Below are 17873 nucleotides of genomic sequence, written 5' to 3'. Positions count from 1 at the left end.
AGTTACGCAGCACGCCCTGCGGCTGGGCTTTCGATTCGCAGCCGTGGGTCCACCGCAAAGTAGAGCAGGTCCACCACCAGGTTGATACAGACGAACACGAGCGCAATCAAGCAGAGGTACGCAGCCATCACCGGCACGTCTGCAAACGCAACGGCCTGGATGAACAACAAGCCCATCCCGGGCCACTGGAACACCTGCTCAGTGATGATGGAAAACGCAATCAGCGAACCCAGCTGCAGGCCGGTGATCGTGATGACGGGCACCAGCGTGTTCTTCAAGGCATGGCCGAAATAGACCAGCCTGTCGGGCAAACCCCGCGCGCGCGCGAAGCGGATGAAATCCGTTCGCAACACTTCCAGCATCTCGGCGCGCACCAATCGCATGATCAGCGTGAGCTGGAACATCGCCAGCGTGGTGGCCGGCAGCACAAGATGCTTCCAGCCGTCGAGACTCGCAAGCCCCGTCGTCCAAGGGCCCAGCGACACCAGCTCCCCTCGGCCGAAGCTCGGGAGCCACTGCAATTGAACCGCGAAGACGAGGATCAACAAGATGCCGATCAGAAAGGTGGGCAAGGACACACCGAGCAACGAGACTGTCATCAGAACCTGAGACATCACGGAGCCACGTTTCAGCGCTGCGTACACACCCATCGGCACCCCCACCAGCAAGGCCATTAGCGCGGCCACCACGGCGAGTTCGAGCGTCGCCGGGAAGCGCTCGATCAACAGGCGCGACACCTTCTGGCCCTGGCGCAGGCTCAATCCGAATTCGCCCTGAACTGCGTTCCCGACGAAGCGCGCGAACTGGACAGGGAACGGCTTGTTCAGCCCGAGGTCTTCACGAAGCTGCTCACGCTGCGCGGGCGTCGCGTCTTGCCCCAGCAGGTGCGTGACGGGGTCGCCAACGTACTGGAACAGCATGAACGCCATGAACGCCACCGTGAGCATGACGGCGATGGCTTGGGCCAGTCGGCGGAGGATGAAGACGAGCATCTCGGCGAGTTTGTACAACGAGACGACGCCTGCCTCGCAACACCAACAAAAAGGCCACCCGAAGGTGGCCTGTCGAAATCTGCGCTGACCGCGCAGAAATCACACTCGATCAGAAATCGTGACGAACACCCAGCGCGAACGCCGAGTGGTTGGTCAGATTGGTTTCACGAATCGCGGTGTAGTCAGCGTAGACCTTCGTCCGCTTGCTCAGGAAGTAGTCGTAACCAATGCCCAGCTTCTTCAGCTTGACGTCAACCGGCACGCCCGCCAGCGGGGCAGCGTCGGTGTTGCGCATCGTGTACTGAGCCTTGATCAGGCCGGGACCAGCCGGAGCCGTCAGACCGAAAGACAGAGCATCGGTGTCCACCACGCTGCCGGTACGCGTTTCGCTCGTTGCGTAAGAAATCATCGGGCGGATGAAGCCGAAGTTGTAGGCGAAGCCGGCCACGATCAGCGAGTTCCCGTCAACCGCGCCGGAAGTCGCCGAGAACGTTGGGGTACCACTATTAATCTTGTCATATGCGAGACCGGCGTAAATCGGGCCCGAGGTGAACTCGATGTTCACACCAGTGTCCCGGCCAGCCGTGCCGCCCTCGCCAAGGCCAACCGCAACGTTGGCGGTCAGTCCACCCCAGTTCGGGGTCTTGTAGCCGACCGTGTTGGTGGTGCGGGCACCGAGGCCGACAGCCGACGGATTGGTGTAGTTGGCAAAAGTCAGAGCGCCGACTTGGGCGATGCCACCGTAGCCGAATGGATCGGTCTTCAGGCTGACCCAGAACGCCGGCGAGTACCAACGGCCGAGGTACACGCTACCGACCATGCTGCTGGTCAGCTGGACGTAGGAACCGCCGAACCAGAACGTGTTGGAAGCCGCCGGCTGAGTACCCGGGTTGGTGTTGCCGGTATCAGGCGAGAAACGATGCTCGATCAGGAACTGAGCCGACAGGCCACCGCCGAGATCTTCATTGCCGCGGAAACCCAGCCGCGAGCCAGGGCCGCCGTCACGCACTTGCCATGCCTTGCTGGTGCCCAAGGCGGCAACGCCGCCGGAACCGGCCGTGCCACCGTTACCCTTGGCGACGCTTTCGTCGATGATGCCGTAGATCGTCACCGACGACTGTGCGTATGCGCCAGCGGCGTATGCGCCCAGCAGTGCGAGAGCGAGAAGAGATTTTTTCATTGCGACTATCTCCTAGGTTGAACACAAGTGGTCCCGGTCTCTCCCCCTTGGGTGCACCGGGCCGAACTCCTCAGCGGAAGTTGGCGTATTCCACCAGAGGGCCCATTCGCTGCAAAGCGTGACAACCGCAAATCAGAGGCAAATGTTGTCCCCGAACAACGAGAAAAATGAGCCTGCAAACACCATGGAATCACCCATGAATCCACGTCAAAAAGACGCATGAAAAACGTCGCCCTGCCTAGGGTAATCTCGGGGGCATGACGCGCACACAGACCGCACGCCCTCGCTCCCGGATTGACGATTGGATCAACGCCGTCGACAACGCATTGCGGACGCTCTCGGGAGCTCATACGGCAGCGCGGCCTACGCCAACCCCCAAGGAAAACCCTCAGCCCTTGAGTGCGGACGAATCAAAGCTGTCGGCGTCGCTGATGCGCGTGAACCACGTTGGGGAAATCTGCGCCCAGGCGCTCTACAACGCCCAATTGGTGGCCACCCGCCACCCCGCCCTGCGCGAGAGTTTTCGGCAGGCCGCACGCGAAGAGACCGATCACCTCGCATGGACGCAGCAGCGCCTGCGAGAACTCAACGCTCGCCCAAGCTTGCTCAACCCGTTGTGGTACGCAGGCGCCTTTGGCATCGGGCTCGTCGCCGGCCGCATTGGTGACGCCACGAGCCTCGGCTTCGTGGTCGAAACTGAAGCGCAAGTGGAGCAGCACCTCGCGTCTCACCTCGACCGCCTGCCCGAGTCAGACACCGCCTCGCGTGCCATCGTCGAGCAAATGAAGTTCGACGAGGCCCAGCACGGCGCTCAAGCGCGTCAAGCCGGTGCGGCACAGTTGCCCGCACCGGTCCGGTGGGCGATGCGCGCGGCCGCCAAGGTCATGACGTCCACCGCGCACCACCTCTGATCGTCGGCAGCTCAGGCCTCGACGATCTCGTAGCTGGTCGTGATGTTTGCTGTCTTGGCCAGCATGGCACTTGCCGAACAGTACTTCTCGTGCGACATCTGGATGGCACGCTGCACCGCCTGCTCCGGCAATGCCTTGCCTGAAATCACGAAGTGCATGTTGATGCGCGTGAAAACCTTGGGGTCGGTCTGGGCCCGCTCCGAGGTCAGCTTGGCCTGACAGCCTCGCACGTCGTGCCGGCCGCGTTTGAGGATCAGCACAACGTCATAGGCGGCGCATGCGCCCGTCCCGGCCAGCACCGTTTCCATGGGCCGCGGCGCCAGGTTGCGACCACCGCCTTCGGGGGCGCCGTCCATCGCGAGCACGTGGCCACTGCCGGTTTCGGCCACGAACGTCATGCCCCCAGAGGGCACCCAGTTGATCGTGCATTCCATGCTGAATTCCACTGTTCTCAGTCGTCGAAGCCGCAGATTGTGCGGCCCCTCGCCTCACCCGATTGGGTGGGCAAAATTTATTGCAGCGCAACATGCGCACGAGTACACTCTTGTCCATCGATGTGAACCCTGTACCGCAAGGCGCACATCACCGTTTGTCTCCTCCACCTCCTCCATTGGTGGATTCAGCCCAAGGCAGCAATGCCTTGGGCTTTTTTCTTGGGGCGGCAGCGCGGAGGCCCTGCCTTATGATCCGGCGCCCTTTCTTCCCCCGCCGTATCTCCCAGGAGCAGCCATGACCGGCCCCGTTCGCCCCACGTCCAAACGCCGAACCAAGGCGCCCAGGGACGACATCGGCCTGGCCGGCTACCTGCAGAAGATCCTGACCGCGCGCGTCTACGACGTCGCCATCGAATCGGCGCTTGAGCCCGCGAAGAATCTTTCACGGCGCCTGGGCAACCACGTGTGGCTCAAACGGGAAGACACGCAGCCCGTCTTCAGCTTCAAGCTGCGGGGGGCCTACAACAAGATGTCCGGGCTGAACGAGGCCCAGCTCAAGCGGGGCGTGATCTGCGCATCGGCGGGCAACCACGCCCAGGGTGTGGCACTTGGCGCCCATCGCCTGGGCTGCAAGGCCCTGATCGTGATGCCGGTGACCACGCCGAAGCTCAAGATCGACGCGGTGCGTGCACTCGGCGGCGAGGTGGTGCTGCACGGCGAGAGCTACTCCGACGCCTACCTCCACGCCCTCGAACTCGAGCGCAAGCAACACCTGACTTTCGTCCACCCCTTCGATGACCCCGACGTCATTGCGGGCCAGGGCACGATCGCGATGGAGATCCTGCGTCAGCTGCAAACGCCCATCGACGCCGTCTTCGTCGCCATCGGCGGCGGAGGCCTCGTGTCTGGCGTGGCGGCGTACATCAAATCGGTGCGCCCCGAGATCAAGGTCATTGGCGTGCAGACCACCGATTCCGACGCCATGGTGCGCTCGGTCAGGGCCGGCAAGCGTGTACAGCTTGCCGAGGTCGGTCTCTTCTCCGACGGCACCGCCGTGAAGCTCGTGGGCGAGGAGACGTTCCGCCTTACCCGCGCCCTGGTCGACGACTACGTGATCGTCGACACCGACGCCGTCTGCGCCGCCATCAAGGACGTCTTCCAGGACACGCGCAGCATCCTCGAGCCTGCCGGCGCCCTGGGTGTCGCCGCCATCAAGCAGTACACCGAGACCCACAAGCTGAAGGGCAAGACGCTGGTCGCCATCACCTGCGGCGCCAACATGAACTTCGACCGCCTGCGCTTCGTGGCCGAACGCGCCGAGGTGGGCGAGGAACGCGAAGCCGTGTTCGCCGTCACGATCCCTGAGGAGCGGGGCAGCTTCAAGCGCTTCTGCGAACTCATCGGCCCGCGCAGCGTCACCGAGTTCAACTACCGCATCTCCGACGACAAGCAGGCGCACGTGTTCGTGGGTCTGGCCACAAGCAACCGCGGAGAGTCAGAGAAGCTCACCCGCGGTTTCACGAAGCACGGTTTCGCCACCGTCGACCTCACGCACGACGAGCTGGCCAAACAGCACCTGCGCCACATGGTGGGCGGACGCAGTGAACTCGCACGCGACGAACGCCTCTACCGCTTCGTCTTCCCCGAGCGGCCCGGCGCCCTGATGCAATTCCTCTCGAGCATGCATCCCAGCTGGAACATCAGCCTCTTCCACTACCGCAACCAGGGCGCGGACTACGGCCGCATCCTGGTCGGCATCCAAGTGCCCCGCGGCGACAAAAAGGCATTCAAGGGTTTCCTGGAAGGGCTGAGCTACCCGTGGGTCGACGAGACCGACAACCCGGCCTACCGGCTCTTCCTGCGGTAAGGCTGGGCTGAAGCCTCACAATCCCGACACAACCCTTCCGGCCGCATCGACTTTCCAGCCGACCTTGCCATGCCCGTCAGCCGATCGCTCATCGCTCCCACCGCCAACCCGTTGCTCGAGCGGGCACTGCGCGACAAGCTGAAGCGGCGCAGCGACACCGTCGGCCAGCTCGGTGAACTGGAGCCTCTGGCGATCCGCCTCGGCCTGATCCAGAACTCGCTCAAGCCACGCTTCCGGGCGCCGCAGATCGCGTTGTTTGCATCGGATCACGGGCTGGCGGTCGACGGGATCGGAGCGCCCAACCAGACCTCCACGGCGAAGCTGGTGCAGGGCCTGCTGAGTTCGCAGCTGCCCGTGGCGGTGTTCGCGCGCATCCAGGGCATGGACCTGAACGTCGTCGACTGCGGCGTGGCCGAAACGGTGGCCCCGCACCCACGGTTGATGTCGCGCAAGATCGCCCACGGCACCCGCAACTGCCGGGTCAACATGGCGATGACGCTCGACCAGGCACACGCGGCGATCCGCGCCGGCATGGAAATCGCCGACGCGATGACCGGCAACCTGATCGCGTGCGCCGGTGTCGGCGTCGGCTCGCACGAAAGCGCCGCGCTGGTGCTCTCGGCACTGGCCAACGAGCCGATCCACAACCTCGTCACCACGCCGATCATGGTGCCGGAAGACGAGGCCCGGCTGATGATGGTGCTGCAGGCGGCCCAGGTGCGGCACCGCGACCTGAGCGACCCGGTCGAAGTGCTGGCCGCGTATGGCGGTTTCGAGATCGCGATGATGGTCGGCGTGATGCTCGTCGCGTCGAGCAAGCGGCGTCTCATCATGGTCGACGGCATGCCGGCCTGCGCTGCGCTGATGGTGGCCGCGCGCATCGCGCCCACGGTCACTGAATACTGCGTCTTCTCGCGCAGCCACGGGCACCCGGGACTCACGGTGGCGCTCGGGTTGTTCAAGTCCCTGGCCCTGCTGGAGCTGGGCATGGAAAGCACCGACGGCACCGGCGCCACGCTGTCATTCCCGCTGTTGCTGAGTTCGGCCGCGCTGCTCACCGAAGTGGCCGAGGGTGAGGACGCAGGGCCCTCTCAGCCTGCGGACATGCCCAACTCGGGGCCCGGCAAACTCTGACGCGAGGCTCGCCAGCGCGAGCCGCGGTTCATCGGGCGTTGCCAGGGACGCCGCGCGAAGGCACGGCCCGCGGCGTCGCGGGCGGCGGCACCTGGGCGCCCGGCGCGGGAAACCCCGGCACCGAGATCGGGGGCCCTAGTGGCGCTGCGCCCGGAGAGTCCATCGTCGCGCGGGGCAAGGTTCCGGTGGCCGGAGGCGGCAAGGCCGGCAACTCGAGGACGAAAGACGTAGGGCCTTTGTCGACACCGATCGACGCCGTGCGCAGGCTCACGTTTTGCAGCACCAGTTGATCTTCGATGCGAGCACCGGCGCTGAAGGCCCGCGCCGGCTTGCCATCGATCGAGATCAGCGCCACACCGGGAGTCATGCCTTCGGGAGCGGGTTTTGCTGCCATCACCCCCAGCAGACGGAAACGCGTGCTGGCGGCGGGCGCCGCTGCAACTTGTGCTACAGGTTCGGCACCAAAGAGACGCGAGAGGTCGCCACGCGCACTGGTACTTTCACCAACCACGGCCGCGTTCAGCGGCACCGGGTCGGCTCGCACCACGAGGCGCATACCCCAGAAAACAAGGGCCGCAGCCACCAAAGCCCAGATCACGAAAGCTGACAATCGCGCCATCATCGGACGATTATGATTCAACGCCCCGTTTGCAAGCCATCCGTGCAAGACATGAAATCTTCCGCTTCGTCATCCACGCCACGCCGCGTACGCGGCTTCACCCTCATCGAGCTGATGGTGGTGCTCGTGATCATCGGCGTGCTGGCAGCGCTCATTGCCCCCAACGTGCTCGACCGCGCTGACGATGCGCGCGTGACCGCGGCCCGCACCGACGTCGGCAACATCATGCAGGCACTCAAGCTCTACAAGCTCGACAACCAGCGCTACCCCACTGGCGAACAAGGCCTGCAGGCACTGGTCACCAAGCCCACCACCGGCGCCGTGCCCCCCAACTGGCGGCCCTACCTTCCCAAGCTCCAGAACGACCCCTGGGGCCGTCCGTACCAATACGCCAACCCCGGCGTGAAAGGCGAGATCGATGTCTACAGCTTTGGTGCCGACGGCCAGGTCGGCGGCGAAGGCAAGGACGCCGAGATCGGCTCCTGGCAGTAAAGCCCGCTTCAGGGGAGCCCGCGGCTTCACCCTGATCGAACTGATGGTGGTGATCTCGCTGATCGCCATCGCCGCCGGCCTCATCAGCCTGTCGCTTCGAGACCCGGCCAGCACCCAGCTCGAGAACGAGGCCGCGCGCCTCGTGGCCCTGCTGGAATCGGCGCGCGCCGAATCGCGCGCCTCCGGCATCCCGGTGCGCTGGGAGCCGCGCCACGAAGCACAGAACGAAGGCTTCGAATTCAAGGGGCTCACCAACCCGGGTGAATTCCCTGCGAACTGGATGGGCGACGGCGTCTCCGCCGAGATCGTCGGTGCCACGGCGATCACGCTCGGCCCGGAGCCTTTCATCCCGCCGCAACGCATCGTGCTCAGACTGGAGAACCAGCGCCTCGCGCTGGCCACCGACGGCCTCGGCCCCTTCGCCGTGATCGACAACGACAGCGCCAACACCCCACCATGATGCGTCGCCCCAACACCGGGTTCACCCTGATCGAGGTGATGGTCGCCCTGGCGATCGTCGCGGTGACGCTCGGTGCGGGCATCAAGGCGGCTGGCGCACTGGCCGACAACTCGCAGCGCATCGTCGAGGTGACCGCGGCGCAGTGGTGCGCCGAGAACCAGCTCACCGAGCTGAAGCTGACCCGCTTCTTCCAGGTGCCCACGGAGTTCGAGTTCCAGTGCGAGCAGATGGGGGCGCTCTACAAGGGCAAGCTGGTGTCCAAGCGCACACCCAACCCCAACTTCTTGCGCGCCGACGCGCAGGTCTTCACCGAAGCAGGCCAGCCCGTGTTGACGATCTCCACCGTGTTGGGGCGCTGAAGCATGCACCACGTGCAACGCCGAAGCCTCCCACGCCAAACCGGCTTCACGCTGGTGGAAGTGCTGGTTGCGATGTTCATCATGGCCATCCTCGCCGTGATGGCGTGGCAAGGTGTCGACAGCATCGTCAGTACGCGCAACGCGAGCCAGGACCGCATGGAGAAGCTGCTCAAGCTCAACACCGTGCTCGCGCAGTTCCAGCAGGACCTCGAAGCCATGCAGGACAGCGGCGCCCTGCCGCAGCCCATGCCCTCCTTCGACGGCATCTCGCTGCGCCTGACCCGCCGCGCCGAAACCGGCCTGCAGCTGGTGGTGTGGTCGCTGCGCGGGGGCACCTGGTTGCGCTGGGCCGGCAACCCGGTCACCACCACCCAGGCCTTGCAGGACCAGTGGATGACGAGCCAGCAGTTCATCGGCAACGAGTCGGGCCAGCTGCGCACCGTGACCGGCCTCTCCGAGTGGCAGGCCTACTGTTTCCGCGACAACGCGTGGAGCAATTGCCAGTCGAGCAGCGGCAACACCGTGACCGACGGTGCCACACCGCCAGCCGGTGCCGCCTCGGCGCCCGTGCAGACCGACCCGCTCAAGGCCCTGCGCGTGGTGTTGAGCTTCGCCGAAGGCAGCGGATTTGCCGGCAGCATCACGCGCGACATCGCGCTCGGCCCGCAATGAAACAGCCCTCCCGTCGTCAACAACGCGGTGCAGCCCTGCTGCTCGCCATGATCATCGTGACGCTCGTGGCCACGCTGGCGGTGTCGATGGTCTGGCAGCAGTGGCGTGCGGTGCAGGTCGAGACCGCCGAGCGCTCGCGGGCGCAGTCGGCGTGGATCCTCTCCGGCGCGCTCGACTGGGCCGGCCTCATCCTGAAAGAAGACGCACGCCCCTCGGCAGGCCAGGTGGACCACCTCGGCGAGCCTTGGGCGGTGCCGCTTGCGGAGGCGCGGCTTTCGACCTTCCTCGCCTCCGACAAGGACAACAACGCCGACGACGGGCCCGAAGCGTTTCTCTCCGGCTCCATCACCGATGCCCAGGCGCGCTTCAACCTGCGCAACCTCATCGATGCGAAGTTCGAGGTCTCGCCCAACGACCTCAACGCGCTGCGCCGCCTGTGCGAGAACGTCAACATCGCCGTCAGCGTGGCCGACACCCTCGCCACCGGCATGAAGGCCGCCATTGTGCCGCCCGGCGCCGCCACTGCGGTGGCCAACCCGCCGCTGCAGCCCAAGCGCATCTCGCAACTCACCTGGCTCGGCGTCGACGCGCAGGCACTGCAGCGCCTCGAGCCATATGTCGTGCTGCTGCCGACCGAGACGTCGATCAACGTCAACACGGCCTCGCGGGAAGTCATCGCCGCGGTCATTCCGGGCCTCAACGTGGGCGACGCCGAGCGCCTGATCCAGTATCGCCAACGCACCCCGTTCAAGAAGCAGCAGGACCTGCTGGCGCAATTGCCCGGCGTATCCCCCGACAAGATCACCCGAGTGTCCCTCGCCACCAACTACTTCGAAGTACGCGGCCGCTTGCGCCTGAACGACCGTGTGCTGGAGCAACGCTCTCTCGTCGAACGCAACCAGCGGACCATCACGGTGCTCAGCACCGAACGCATCAACTCCACCGATCGCGAGCGCTGAATGGCAGTTGCAGGAATCACTACAACAAAGCGGCGCAAGCTGTTGATTCGGGTAGGTTTGTACGGTCGTGCAGTTTTAATTCCGTTACTCTCGCACCCTGTATGAGCACGCTCGTCGTCCAGATCCCTCCGCGCCCGCACCTGCAGGCCCGTGAAGCCGCGCCTGCCCCTGAGGGCGGCCTCAGCACGGAATACGACTATGTGCTGACGCCCGATGGCCTGGCCACGTCGGCCCAAGGCCGCGCCCCGGTGGCCCTGGTGCCCAAGGCGGCCAGCGCCGTTGCAGTGCTCGCCGATGCCGATGTGAGCTGGCATCGCATCACACTGCCCAAGGCACCGGCCGCGCGCCTGCAGGCGGCGCTGGTCGGTGTGCTCGAAGATGCCCTGCTCGAAGAAGCCTCCACCGTGCACATCGCCGTGGCACCGGGCGCCAGCGCCGGTGAACCCACGTGGGTGGCCGTCGTCGACCGCGCTTGGCTGACCGCCGAGCTGGCCACGCTCGAGAAGGCCAACATCTTCATCGACCGTGTCGTGCCGATGTCGTGGCCCGACGAGCCACCCTCCGGCCACTTTGCCGAGGTGGGCGATCCGTCTCAAGGCGCCACGCTGACCTGGGCCCACCCCGACGGGGTGGTGCAGATGAACCTGCAAGGCACGCTGGCTCGCTCGCTGCTCCCCAACCCCCTGCCCGAAGGCGCCCGCTGGAGCGCCACCCCGGCCACCGCCGCCGCGGCCGAACGCTGGCTCGGCGTGCCCATGACGGTGATGGACTGGCCCCAGCGCGCCCTGCAGGCCTCGCGCTCGCTGTGGAACCTGCGCCAGTTCACCTTGGCCCGCAAGAACCGCGGCACCCGCGCCTTGCGCGACCTGTGGCGTCAGTTCCTCACCCCGGCCTGGAAGCCCGCGCGCTACGGCCTCGCCACGCTCGTGGTGGTGCAGCTGATCGGCCTCAACCTCTGGGCCGGCCACCAGAGCCGCACCATGAAGGCCAAGCGCGACGCGATGGTCGCGCTCTTGAAGCAGACCCACCCGCACGTCTCGGGCGTGCTCGACGCCCCGGTCCAGATGCGCCGCGAAACCGACACGCTCCGTGCCGCCGCGGGCATCCCCGGCGAAAACGACCTCGAACCCATGCTGCAAGCCGCCGCCAACGCCTGGCCGGGCGACCGCCCACCCGTCGACAACCTGCGCTTCGAGCAAGGCCGCCTGACGCTCTCGGCGGCCGGCTGGAACCCCGACCAGATCGAGCAGTTCCGCAACCAGCTGCGCCCGCGCGGTTGGCAAGTCGACGCCCGCGACGGCACCCTCACCCTCAGCCGTGCTCCCGCCGGCCTTGCCGCAGGAAGGCCGCTGTGACCCGCCCCACCGCCAAGCTCCCCGCCCCGATCCAGGCCCTGCGCACCGAGGCGCTGCAGCGCTGGGCTGCCATGCCGCCGCGCGAGCGCATGGGCCTCACCCTCGCCGGGATCGCCATCGGCATCGCCATCGTCTGGATGATCGGTGTCGCGCCTGCCCTGCGCACCCTGCGCGAGGCGCCCGCCCAGATCGACTCGCTCGACTTGCAGCTGCAGGCCATGCAACGCATGGCCACCGAAGCGCGCGATCTGCGTGGCGCGGCGCCGGTGCCGGCCACGCAGGCCGCGCAGGCCCTGAAATCGGCCACCGAGCGGCTGGGCGACAAAGGCAAGCTCGCCGTGATGGGCGACCGCGCCACCCTCACCCTCAGCGGCGTAACCGGCGAAGCCCTGCGCGCCTGGCTGACCGAAGCCCGCAGCGGCGCACGCGCCCGGCCGGTGGAGGCGCAGCTGACGCGTGGCCCGCAAGGCTATGCCGGCACCCTCGTCGTGAGCCTGGGAGGAGGCAACTGATGGCCGCCGTTCGCAAACCCGCCCGCCGCGGCCTGCGCCGCCGCTTCGCGTCGAGCGCGGTGCCCACGCAATGGCAGGAGTCGTCATACGCCGAGATCGCCTGGGAAAAGTCGCGCAGCGCGGCCACCCGCTGGGCCGTGTTCGGTTCCTTGCTGGGCGTGGTTTTCGGGCTCGTGCTCTTCGCGCCGGCCGCGTGGCTCGCCAGCGCCGTGGCCAGCGCCACCGGCCAACGTGTGTTGCTTTCCGATGCCCGCGGCACCGTGTGGTCGGGCAGCGCCATCGCCGTGCTCACCGGCGGCCCCGGCAGCCGCGACGCCAGCTCGTTGCCCGGCCGACTGGAATGGACGCTGCGCCTCAAGGGCCTCGGCTTCGAGTTGCGTGCACGGCACGCCTGTTGCCTCAACGACACCGTGAGCGTGCACCTCAAGCCGGGCCTCGGCCGCATGTCGGTCGAACTCGCCCCCAAACCCGACTGGATCGGCCAGTGGCCGGGCGCCTTCCTTGGCGGCCTGGGCACACCGTGGAACACGCTGCAACTCGGCGGCTCGCTGCGCCTCATGTCGTCGGGCCTCAAGATGGAACTGGTGCAGGGCCGCTGGATCGTCGACGGCCAGGCCGAGATCGACATGCTGCAGGCCTCGTCGCGCGTGTCCACGCTCGAGCCGCTGGGCAGCTACCGCTTCAGCCTGATCGGCGCGGCCGGCGGCTCGTCGCAACTGCGCCTGTCCACCCTCGAAGGCGCGCTGCAACTCAATGGAGAAGGCACCGCCGGCCCCAATGGCGTGCGCTTCCGCGGCGAAGCGCGCGCCGCCACCGAAGCCGATGAATCCGCGCTGAACAACCTGCTCAACATCATCGGCCGGCGCAACGGCGCCGTGTCAGTCATCTCGATCGGATAAGCATGAAAAATGCACCCCTCCACAAGTCGCTGCGCCCGCTCGCCGCAGCACTTGCCGCCGTGCTGCTCGGCACGGCCGTCCTGCCGCCTCTCGCCTACGCGCAGGCGCGGGATTCGCGCTTCAAAGGCGAACCCGTCACGCTCAACTTCGTGAACGCCGAGATCGAAGGCGTGTCGCGTGCGATGGGGGCGATCCTCAAGCAGCAGTTCGTGGTCGACCCGCGCGTCAAGGGCACGATCACGCTCTACAGCGAAGAGCCGCTGTCGCCGCGCGAGGCCTACCTCAACTACCTCGCCGCGCTGCGCGGCCTGGGCTTCACGGTGGTCGAGTCGGGTGGCCTCTTCAAGGTGGTGCCGGAAGCCGACGCGAAGCTGCAGTCGAGCACGGTCTCAGTGGGCGGCGTGGCCCGCCAGGGTGACCAGGTGCTCACGCAGATCTTCAAGCTGAGCCACGAGAACGCCAACAACCTGGTGCCGGTGCTGCGCCCGCTGATCAGCCCCAACAACACCATCAACGCCAACCCGGGCAACAACACGCTCGTCATCACCGACTACGCCGACAACCTCGCGCGCATCGCCAAGATCATCGCGGCGATGGACACCCCGAGCGCCGGCGACGTCGAGATCATCCCGCTCAAGCATGCGGTCGCGGCCGACGTGGCCACGCTGGTGCAGCGCCTGAGCGACGGCAGCGCCACCGCGGGCGCCCCGGGCGTGCCCGGCGTGGGCGCCGCCACCTCGTCGGTGATGGTCGACCCGCGCAGCAATGCGCTGATCGTGCGCGCCTCCACCCCGGCGCGCATGGCCAGCATCAAGACCATCGTCGAGAAGCTCGACCGGCCGACCACTGGCGACAACCCGATGGGCAACATCTATGTGGTCTACCTGAAGAACGCGGATGCCACGCGCCTGGCCACGGTGCTGCGCGCGGCCTACAGCGCCGGCAACACCTCGGCCACCGGCGCTGGGGGTGGCCTCGGCGGCGGTGGCACGGCGGCGCAGCCCCAGGCCGCGGCGAACGTGGGCATCGGCGGGCAGGCGGCAGGCAACACCGGAGGGCAGAGTGCCGCCGCAGCCAGCCCCATCACCCCGGCCGCAGCGGTGTCGACCGGCGGCATGATCCAGGCCGACCCGGCCACCAACTCGCTCATCATCACCGCGCCCGAGCCCGTCTATCGTCAGCTGCGTGCCGTGATCGACCAGCTCGACTCGCGCCGCGCGCAGGTCTACATCGAAAGCATGATCGTCGAGGTGGTGGGCAACAACGCCGCTGACTTCGGCTTCCAGTGGCAGGGCCTCTCCGGCAAGGAAGGCGACAAGGTCGGTGTGGTGGGCGGCACCAACTTCGGCACCACCGGCAACCTGCTGGGCATCACCGCGGCACTCGCCGGCGGCTCGGTCACGAGTGCCAGCGCCACACTGCTGGGCGAAGGCCTCAACATCGGCATCATCAAGGACTTCGCCGGCACCTATGGCCTGGCCGCCATCGCGCGCTTCCTGCAGAGCCAGACCAACACCAACATCGTCTCCACGCCGAACCTGATCACGCTCGACAACGAAGAAGCGAAGATCATCGTCGGCAGCAACGTGCCCTTCATCACCGGGCAGTTCACCAACACCGGCACCGCCACGACCAACCCGTTCCAGACGGTCGAGCGCAAGGACGTCGGCATCACACTGCGCATCAAGCCGCAGATCGGCGAGACCGGCACGGTGCGCATGACGATCTACCAGGAGTCGTCGAGTCTCAGCCGCGACGTGGCACCCGGCACCACCAACGCCGGCCCGACCACCAACAAGCGCTCGATCGAGTCGAACGTGGTCGTCGACGACGGCCAGATCATCGTTCTCGGCGGCCTGATCGAAGACCGCTTCGAGGAAACCAAGAACAAGGTGCCGCTGCTGGGCGACATCCCGCTGATCGGCGCCCTCTTCCGCAGCGAGACGCGCGAAAAGCGCCGCACCAACCTGATGGTCTTCCTGCGCCCGGTGGTGATGCGCGACGCTGCGGCCGTCAACAACTTCTCGCTCGACCGCTACGACCTGATCCGCGCCACGCAGAAAGATGCCCAACCCGGCTACAGCATCGTGCTGCCCAACGGCGCGCCCGTGGTGCCGCCGCTTCGCACGCCCGCAGAAAGCGAGCAGTCGCAGCGACTGCGCGACTCGGGCACACGGACACCACCTCCGAGCCCAACGCCGCCACAGCCGGTGCCCGCGCCGCTGATTTCGCCGCCGGCGGGGGCCTCTGCGCCGTCGGCCACGCCGCCGCGCACGAACTGATCGGCCGAGACGCACATGGGCGCCCGCCATCCTCTCCCCTACGCCTACGCCAAGGCCCACAACCTGCTGCTCGAAGACGACGGCGAGCACCTCGTGCTGTGGGCGCCCGAGACGGTCTCGCTGCCGGCCCTGAGCGAAGTGCTGCGGCTGTATTCGATCGACAAGCTCGAGCGCGAATCGGCCAGCACGCTCGGCAACCGCATTGCCGCCGCGTATGCGGGCGGCGAGTCGAGCGCAGCCACGGTGATCGGCGAAGTCGAGAGCAAGGTCGACCTGAGCCGCATGATGCAGGACCTTCCTGCGGTGGAAGACCTGCTCGAAGCCGCCAACGACGCGCCGATCATCCGCATGCTCAACGCCCTGCTCACGCAGGCCGCGAAAGACGGCGCGAGCGACATCCACATCGAGCCCTACGAGCGCAGCTCGTCGGTGCGCTTCCGCGTCGACGGCACGTTGCGCGAGGTGGTTCAGCCCAACAAGGCGCTGCACGCCGCGCTGATCTCGCGCCTGAAGATCATGGCCGAGCTCGACATCTCCGAGAAGCGTCTGCCGCAAGACGGCCGCATCTCGCTGCGCATCGGCGGCCGTGCGGTCGACGTGCGGGTGTCCACGCTCCCCTCGTCGCACGGCGAGCGTGCGGTGCTGCGTCTGCTCGACAAGGGCGAGACCAAGTTCACCCTCGAAGGCCTGGGCATGGGCGGCGACACGCTCAAGAACTTCGACAAGCTCGTGCAGCAGCCGCACGGCATCGTGCTCGTGACCGGCCCCACCGGCTCCGGCAAGACGACCACGCTCTATGCCTCGCTCGGGCGCATCGACACCAGCACAACCAACGTGCTGACGGTGGAAGACCCGGTCGAATACGAACTCGCCGGCATCGGCCAGACGCAGGTCAACGCCAAGATCGACCTCACCTTCGCGAAGGCCCTGCGCGCCCTGCTGCGCCAGGACCCGGACGTGATCATGATCGGTGAGATCCGCGATTTCGAGACCGCGCAGATCGCGGTGCAGGCCTCGCTCACCGGCCACCTGGTGCTCGCCACGCTGCACACCAACGACGCCCCCAGCGCCGTGACCCGGCTCACCGACATGGGCATCGAGCCTTTCCTGCTGTCGTCGTCGCTTCTGGGCGTGCTCGCGCAGCGCCTTGTGCGCAAGCTCTGCCCGCACTGCAAGAAGCAGGATGCGCGCGGCCGCTGGCACCCGGTGGGCTGCCCCGAATGCGGCCAGAGCGGCTACAAGGGCCGCACCGGCGTGTATGAATTGATGGTGGCCGACGAGAAGGTGCGCGCGCTCATCCACGGCCGTGCCGCCGAATCGCAGATCTTCGTGGCGGCCGAAGCCAACGGCATGCGCTCGATGCGCGAAGACGGCGAGCGGCTGGTGATGGAAGGCATCACCTCGCCGGAAGAAGTGATGCGGGTCACACGGGAATAAGCAGGAGTAAGGCTCGGTGCCCGCCTACAAGTTCGAAGCGCTCAACGCCGCCGGCAAGACGACGACCGGCCTGGTCGAGGCCGACAACCTCAAGGCCGCCCGCTCGCAACTGCGCGCGCAGGCGCTGGTGCCGCTCGACGTCACGCAAGTCGCCTCGGCGGGCACCGAGACCAAGGGTCTCAACCTTTCGCGCAAGGTGTTCAGCTCGACCAGCCTCGCGGTGTGGACGCGCCAGCTTGCCGGCCTCGTCGGTGCCGGCCTGCCGCTGGAGCGCGCCCTCACCGCCCTGAGCGACGAAGCCGAAGACCCACGCCAGCGCGAGCTGGTGGCCCATCTGCGCAGCGAAGTGAACGGCGGCTCGCCCTTCGCCCGTGCGCTCGGCAGCATGCCGCGCGAGTTCGACGACGTGTACCGCGGCGTGGTGGCCGCCGGTGAACAAAGCGGCGCGCTCGGCACCGTGCTCGAGCGCCTGGCCGACGACCTCGAAAGCCGCCAACAGCTGAAGGCGAAGCTGATCGGCGCCACGCTGTACCCGGCGATCGTGTCGCTGATCGCCGTCGTGATCGTGATCTTCCTCGTCACCTACGTGGTGCCGCAGGTGGCGTCGGTGTTCACCAACTCCAAGCGTGCACTGCCCGCGCTGACGGTGGCGATGCTCGCCATCAGCGCGTTCGTGCGGAACTACGGCTGGTTCATGCTGCTCGCGCTGATCGGCGGCGGCATTGGCTTGAAGCTGATGCTACGCAACGAGGTTTTCCGCGAGCAGTTCGACGCCTCGATGCTCACCGTGCCGCTCATTGGCAAGCTCGCGCGCGGCTACAACGCGGCGCGTTTCTCCGGCACGCTGGCCATGCTGGCCGGTGCGGGTGTGCCCATCCTGAAGGCCCTGCAAGCAGCGGCTGAAACCCTCTCGAACCGCGCGATGCGAGCCGATGCGATGGATGCGCTGGTGCAGGTGCGTGAAGGGGCGCCACTCGCATCTGCGCTTGCCGGCAAGAAGCGTTTCCCCGGGATCATCGCCATGTTCGCCCGCCTGGGCGAGCAGACCGGCCAGCTGCCGCGCATGCTCGAGCGCGCCGCCACCCAGACCAGCACCGAGGTGCAACGCCGCGCGCTCGCGATGGCCACCATCCTCGAGCCGCTGCTCATCGTCGTGATGGGGGCGGTGGTGATGCTGATCGTGCTCGCAGTGCTCATGCCGATCATTCAGCTGAACACCTGGGTCAAGTAAGGCCCCCAGTCGCTTCGCTCCTGCCCCCGAGGCGCGCCACCCATCGGCCCGGGAAACCCGTGCCTTGGGCGTGGCTTG

18 protein-coding genes are annotated in these 17873 nt (G+C 66.9%); 14 read left to right on the top strand and 4 right to left on the bottom strand.

The features are described from left to right. Positions 1-2: 2 nt before the first annotated feature. Together RXV79_RS04295 and RXV79_RS04290 are read right to left on the bottom strand one after the other, a co-directional pair. The gene (locus RXV79_RS04295) at positions 3-992 is read right to left on the bottom strand and encodes an ABC transporter permease (RefSeq protein ID WP_316703979.1); all 990 of its coding nucleotides are present in this window, start codon (positions 990-992) and stop codon (positions 3-5) included. A gap of 109 nt (positions 993-1101) precedes the next feature. Further along, entirely contained in the window at positions 1102-2172 is a 1071-nt protein-coding gene (locus tag RXV79_RS04290) for a porin (RefSeq protein ID WP_316702238.1), read from the bottom strand. 257 nt (positions 2173-2429) lie between these two features. Between RXV79_RS04290 and coq7 the strand changes: the two genes are divergently transcribed. Then, a complete protein-coding gene (gene coq7 / locus RXV79_RS04285; protein ID WP_316702237.1) occupies positions 2430-3083 on the top strand; it encodes a 2-polyprenyl-3-methyl-6-methoxy-1,4-benzoquinone monooxygenase in 654 nt (217 codons plus the stop codon). An 11-nt stretch (positions 3084-3094) separates the two neighbouring features. Here coq7 and RXV79_RS04280 read toward each other — a convergent pair whose 3' ends face one another. Then, positions 3095-3517 carry an OsmC family protein gene (locus RXV79_RS04280; RefSeq protein WP_316702236.1) on the bottom strand — a complete coding sequence of 141 codons (423 nt, stop codon included), beginning with the start codon at positions 3515-3517 and terminating at the stop codon, positions 3095-3097. A 295-nt stretch (positions 3518-3812) separates the two neighbouring features. On the opposite strand from RXV79_RS04280, the gene ilvA reads away from it, so the two are divergent. Together ilvA and RXV79_RS04270 are read left to right on the top strand one after the other, a co-directional pair. Beyond that, positions 3813-5384 (top strand): threonine ammonia-lyase, biosynthetic, encoded by a 1572-nt coding sequence (gene ilvA, locus RXV79_RS04275; protein ID WP_316702235.1) that lies wholly within the window; start codon positions 3813-3815, stop codon positions 5382-5384. A gap of 69 nt (positions 5385-5453) precedes the next feature. After that, positions 5454-6518 carry a nicotinate-nucleotide--dimethylbenzimidazole phosphoribosyltransferase gene (locus RXV79_RS04270; protein WP_316702234.1) on the top strand — a complete coding sequence of 355 codons (1065 nt, stop codon included), beginning with the start codon at positions 5454-5456 and terminating at the stop codon, positions 6516-6518. Positions 6519-6546: 28 nt separating this feature from the next. Here the strand turns inward: RXV79_RS04270 and RXV79_RS04265 are convergent, their stop codons facing one another. Further along, entirely contained in the window at positions 6547-7140 is a 594-nt protein-coding gene (locus RXV79_RS04265; protein WP_316702233.1) for a hypothetical protein, read from the bottom strand. Between the two features lie 48 nt (positions 7141-7188). On the opposite strand from RXV79_RS04265, the gene gspG reads away from it, so the two are divergent. The 11 genes from gspG (at position 7189) to gspF (ending at position 17795) form a co-directional block, all read left to right on the top strand. Next, positions 7189-7629 carry a type II secretion system major pseudopilin GspG gene (gene gspG / locus RXV79_RS04260; protein ID WP_316702232.1) on the top strand — a complete coding sequence of 147 codons (441 nt, stop codon included), beginning with the start codon at positions 7189-7191 and terminating at the stop codon, positions 7627-7629. Continuing rightward, complete coding sequence (locus RXV79_RS04255) at positions 7556-8089, top strand: pilus assembly FimT family protein (RefSeq protein WP_316702231.1); 534 nt, start codon at positions 7556-7558, stop codon at positions 8087-8089. Before gspG ends, RXV79_RS04255 begins: the two co-directional genes overlap by 74 nt. Beyond that, positions 8086-8448 (top strand): type II secretion system minor pseudopilin GspI, encoded by a 363-nt coding sequence (gene gspI, locus RXV79_RS04250; protein WP_316702230.1) that lies wholly within the window; start codon positions 8086-8088, stop codon positions 8446-8448. Before RXV79_RS04255 ends, gspI begins: the two co-directional genes overlap by 4 nt. A 12-nt stretch (positions 8449-8460) precedes the next feature. Beyond that, entirely contained in the window at positions 8461-9120 is a 660-nt protein-coding gene (locus RXV79_RS04245; RefSeq protein ID WP_316702229.1) for a PulJ/GspJ family protein, read from the top strand. Continuing rightward, complete coding sequence (gene gspK / locus RXV79_RS04240) at positions 9117-10079, top strand: type II secretion system minor pseudopilin GspK (protein WP_316702228.1); 963 nt, start codon at positions 9117-9119, stop codon at positions 10077-10079. The genes RXV79_RS04245 and gspK overlap by 4 nt, the downstream gene beginning before the upstream one ends. A 101-nt stretch (positions 10080-10180) precedes the next feature. Beyond that, positions 10181-11434, top strand: a complete 1254-nt coding sequence (gene gspL / locus RXV79_RS04235) for a type II secretion system protein GspL (RefSeq protein ID WP_316702227.1) — start codon at positions 10181-10183, stop codon at positions 11432-11434. Further along, positions 11431-11946, top strand: coding sequence for a type II secretion system protein M (gspM, locus tag RXV79_RS04230; protein WP_316702226.1), 516 nt, complete (start codon positions 11431-11433; stop codon positions 11944-11946). Before gspL ends, gspM begins: the two co-directional genes overlap by 4 nt. Next, entirely contained in the window at positions 11946-12845 is a 900-nt protein-coding gene (gene gspN, locus RXV79_RS04225; RefSeq protein ID WP_316702225.1) for a type II secretion system protein N, read from the top strand. Before gspM ends, gspN begins: the two co-directional genes overlap by 1 nt. A gap of 2 nt (positions 12846-12847) precedes the next feature. Then, the gene (gene gspD, locus RXV79_RS04220; RefSeq protein ID WP_316702224.1) at positions 12848-15127 is read left to right on the top strand and encodes a type II secretion system secretin GspD; all 2280 of its coding nucleotides are present in this window, start codon (positions 12848-12850) and stop codon (positions 15125-15127) included. A gap of 15 nt (positions 15128-15142) precedes the next feature. Beyond that, positions 15143-16564 (top strand): type II secretion system ATPase GspE, encoded by a 1422-nt coding sequence (gspE, locus tag RXV79_RS04215; RefSeq protein ID WP_316702223.1) that lies wholly within the window; start codon positions 15143-15145, stop codon positions 16562-16564. Positions 16565-16580: 16 nt separating this feature from the next. Continuing rightward, entirely contained in the window at positions 16581-17795 is a 1215-nt protein-coding gene (gene gspF, locus RXV79_RS04210; protein ID WP_316702222.1) for a type II secretion system inner membrane protein GspF, read from the top strand. The last annotated feature ends 78 nt before the right edge of the window (positions 17796-17873 follow it).

The sequence above is a fragment of the Piscinibacter gummiphilus genome (assembly GCF_032681285.1).
Lineage (GTDB): Bacteria > Pseudomonadota > Gammaproteobacteria > Burkholderiales > Burkholderiaceae_C > Rhizobacter > Rhizobacter gummiphilus_A.
Note: the sequence above shows the minus strand (reverse complement) of the source record. Positions and strands in the feature narration are given on the sequence as shown.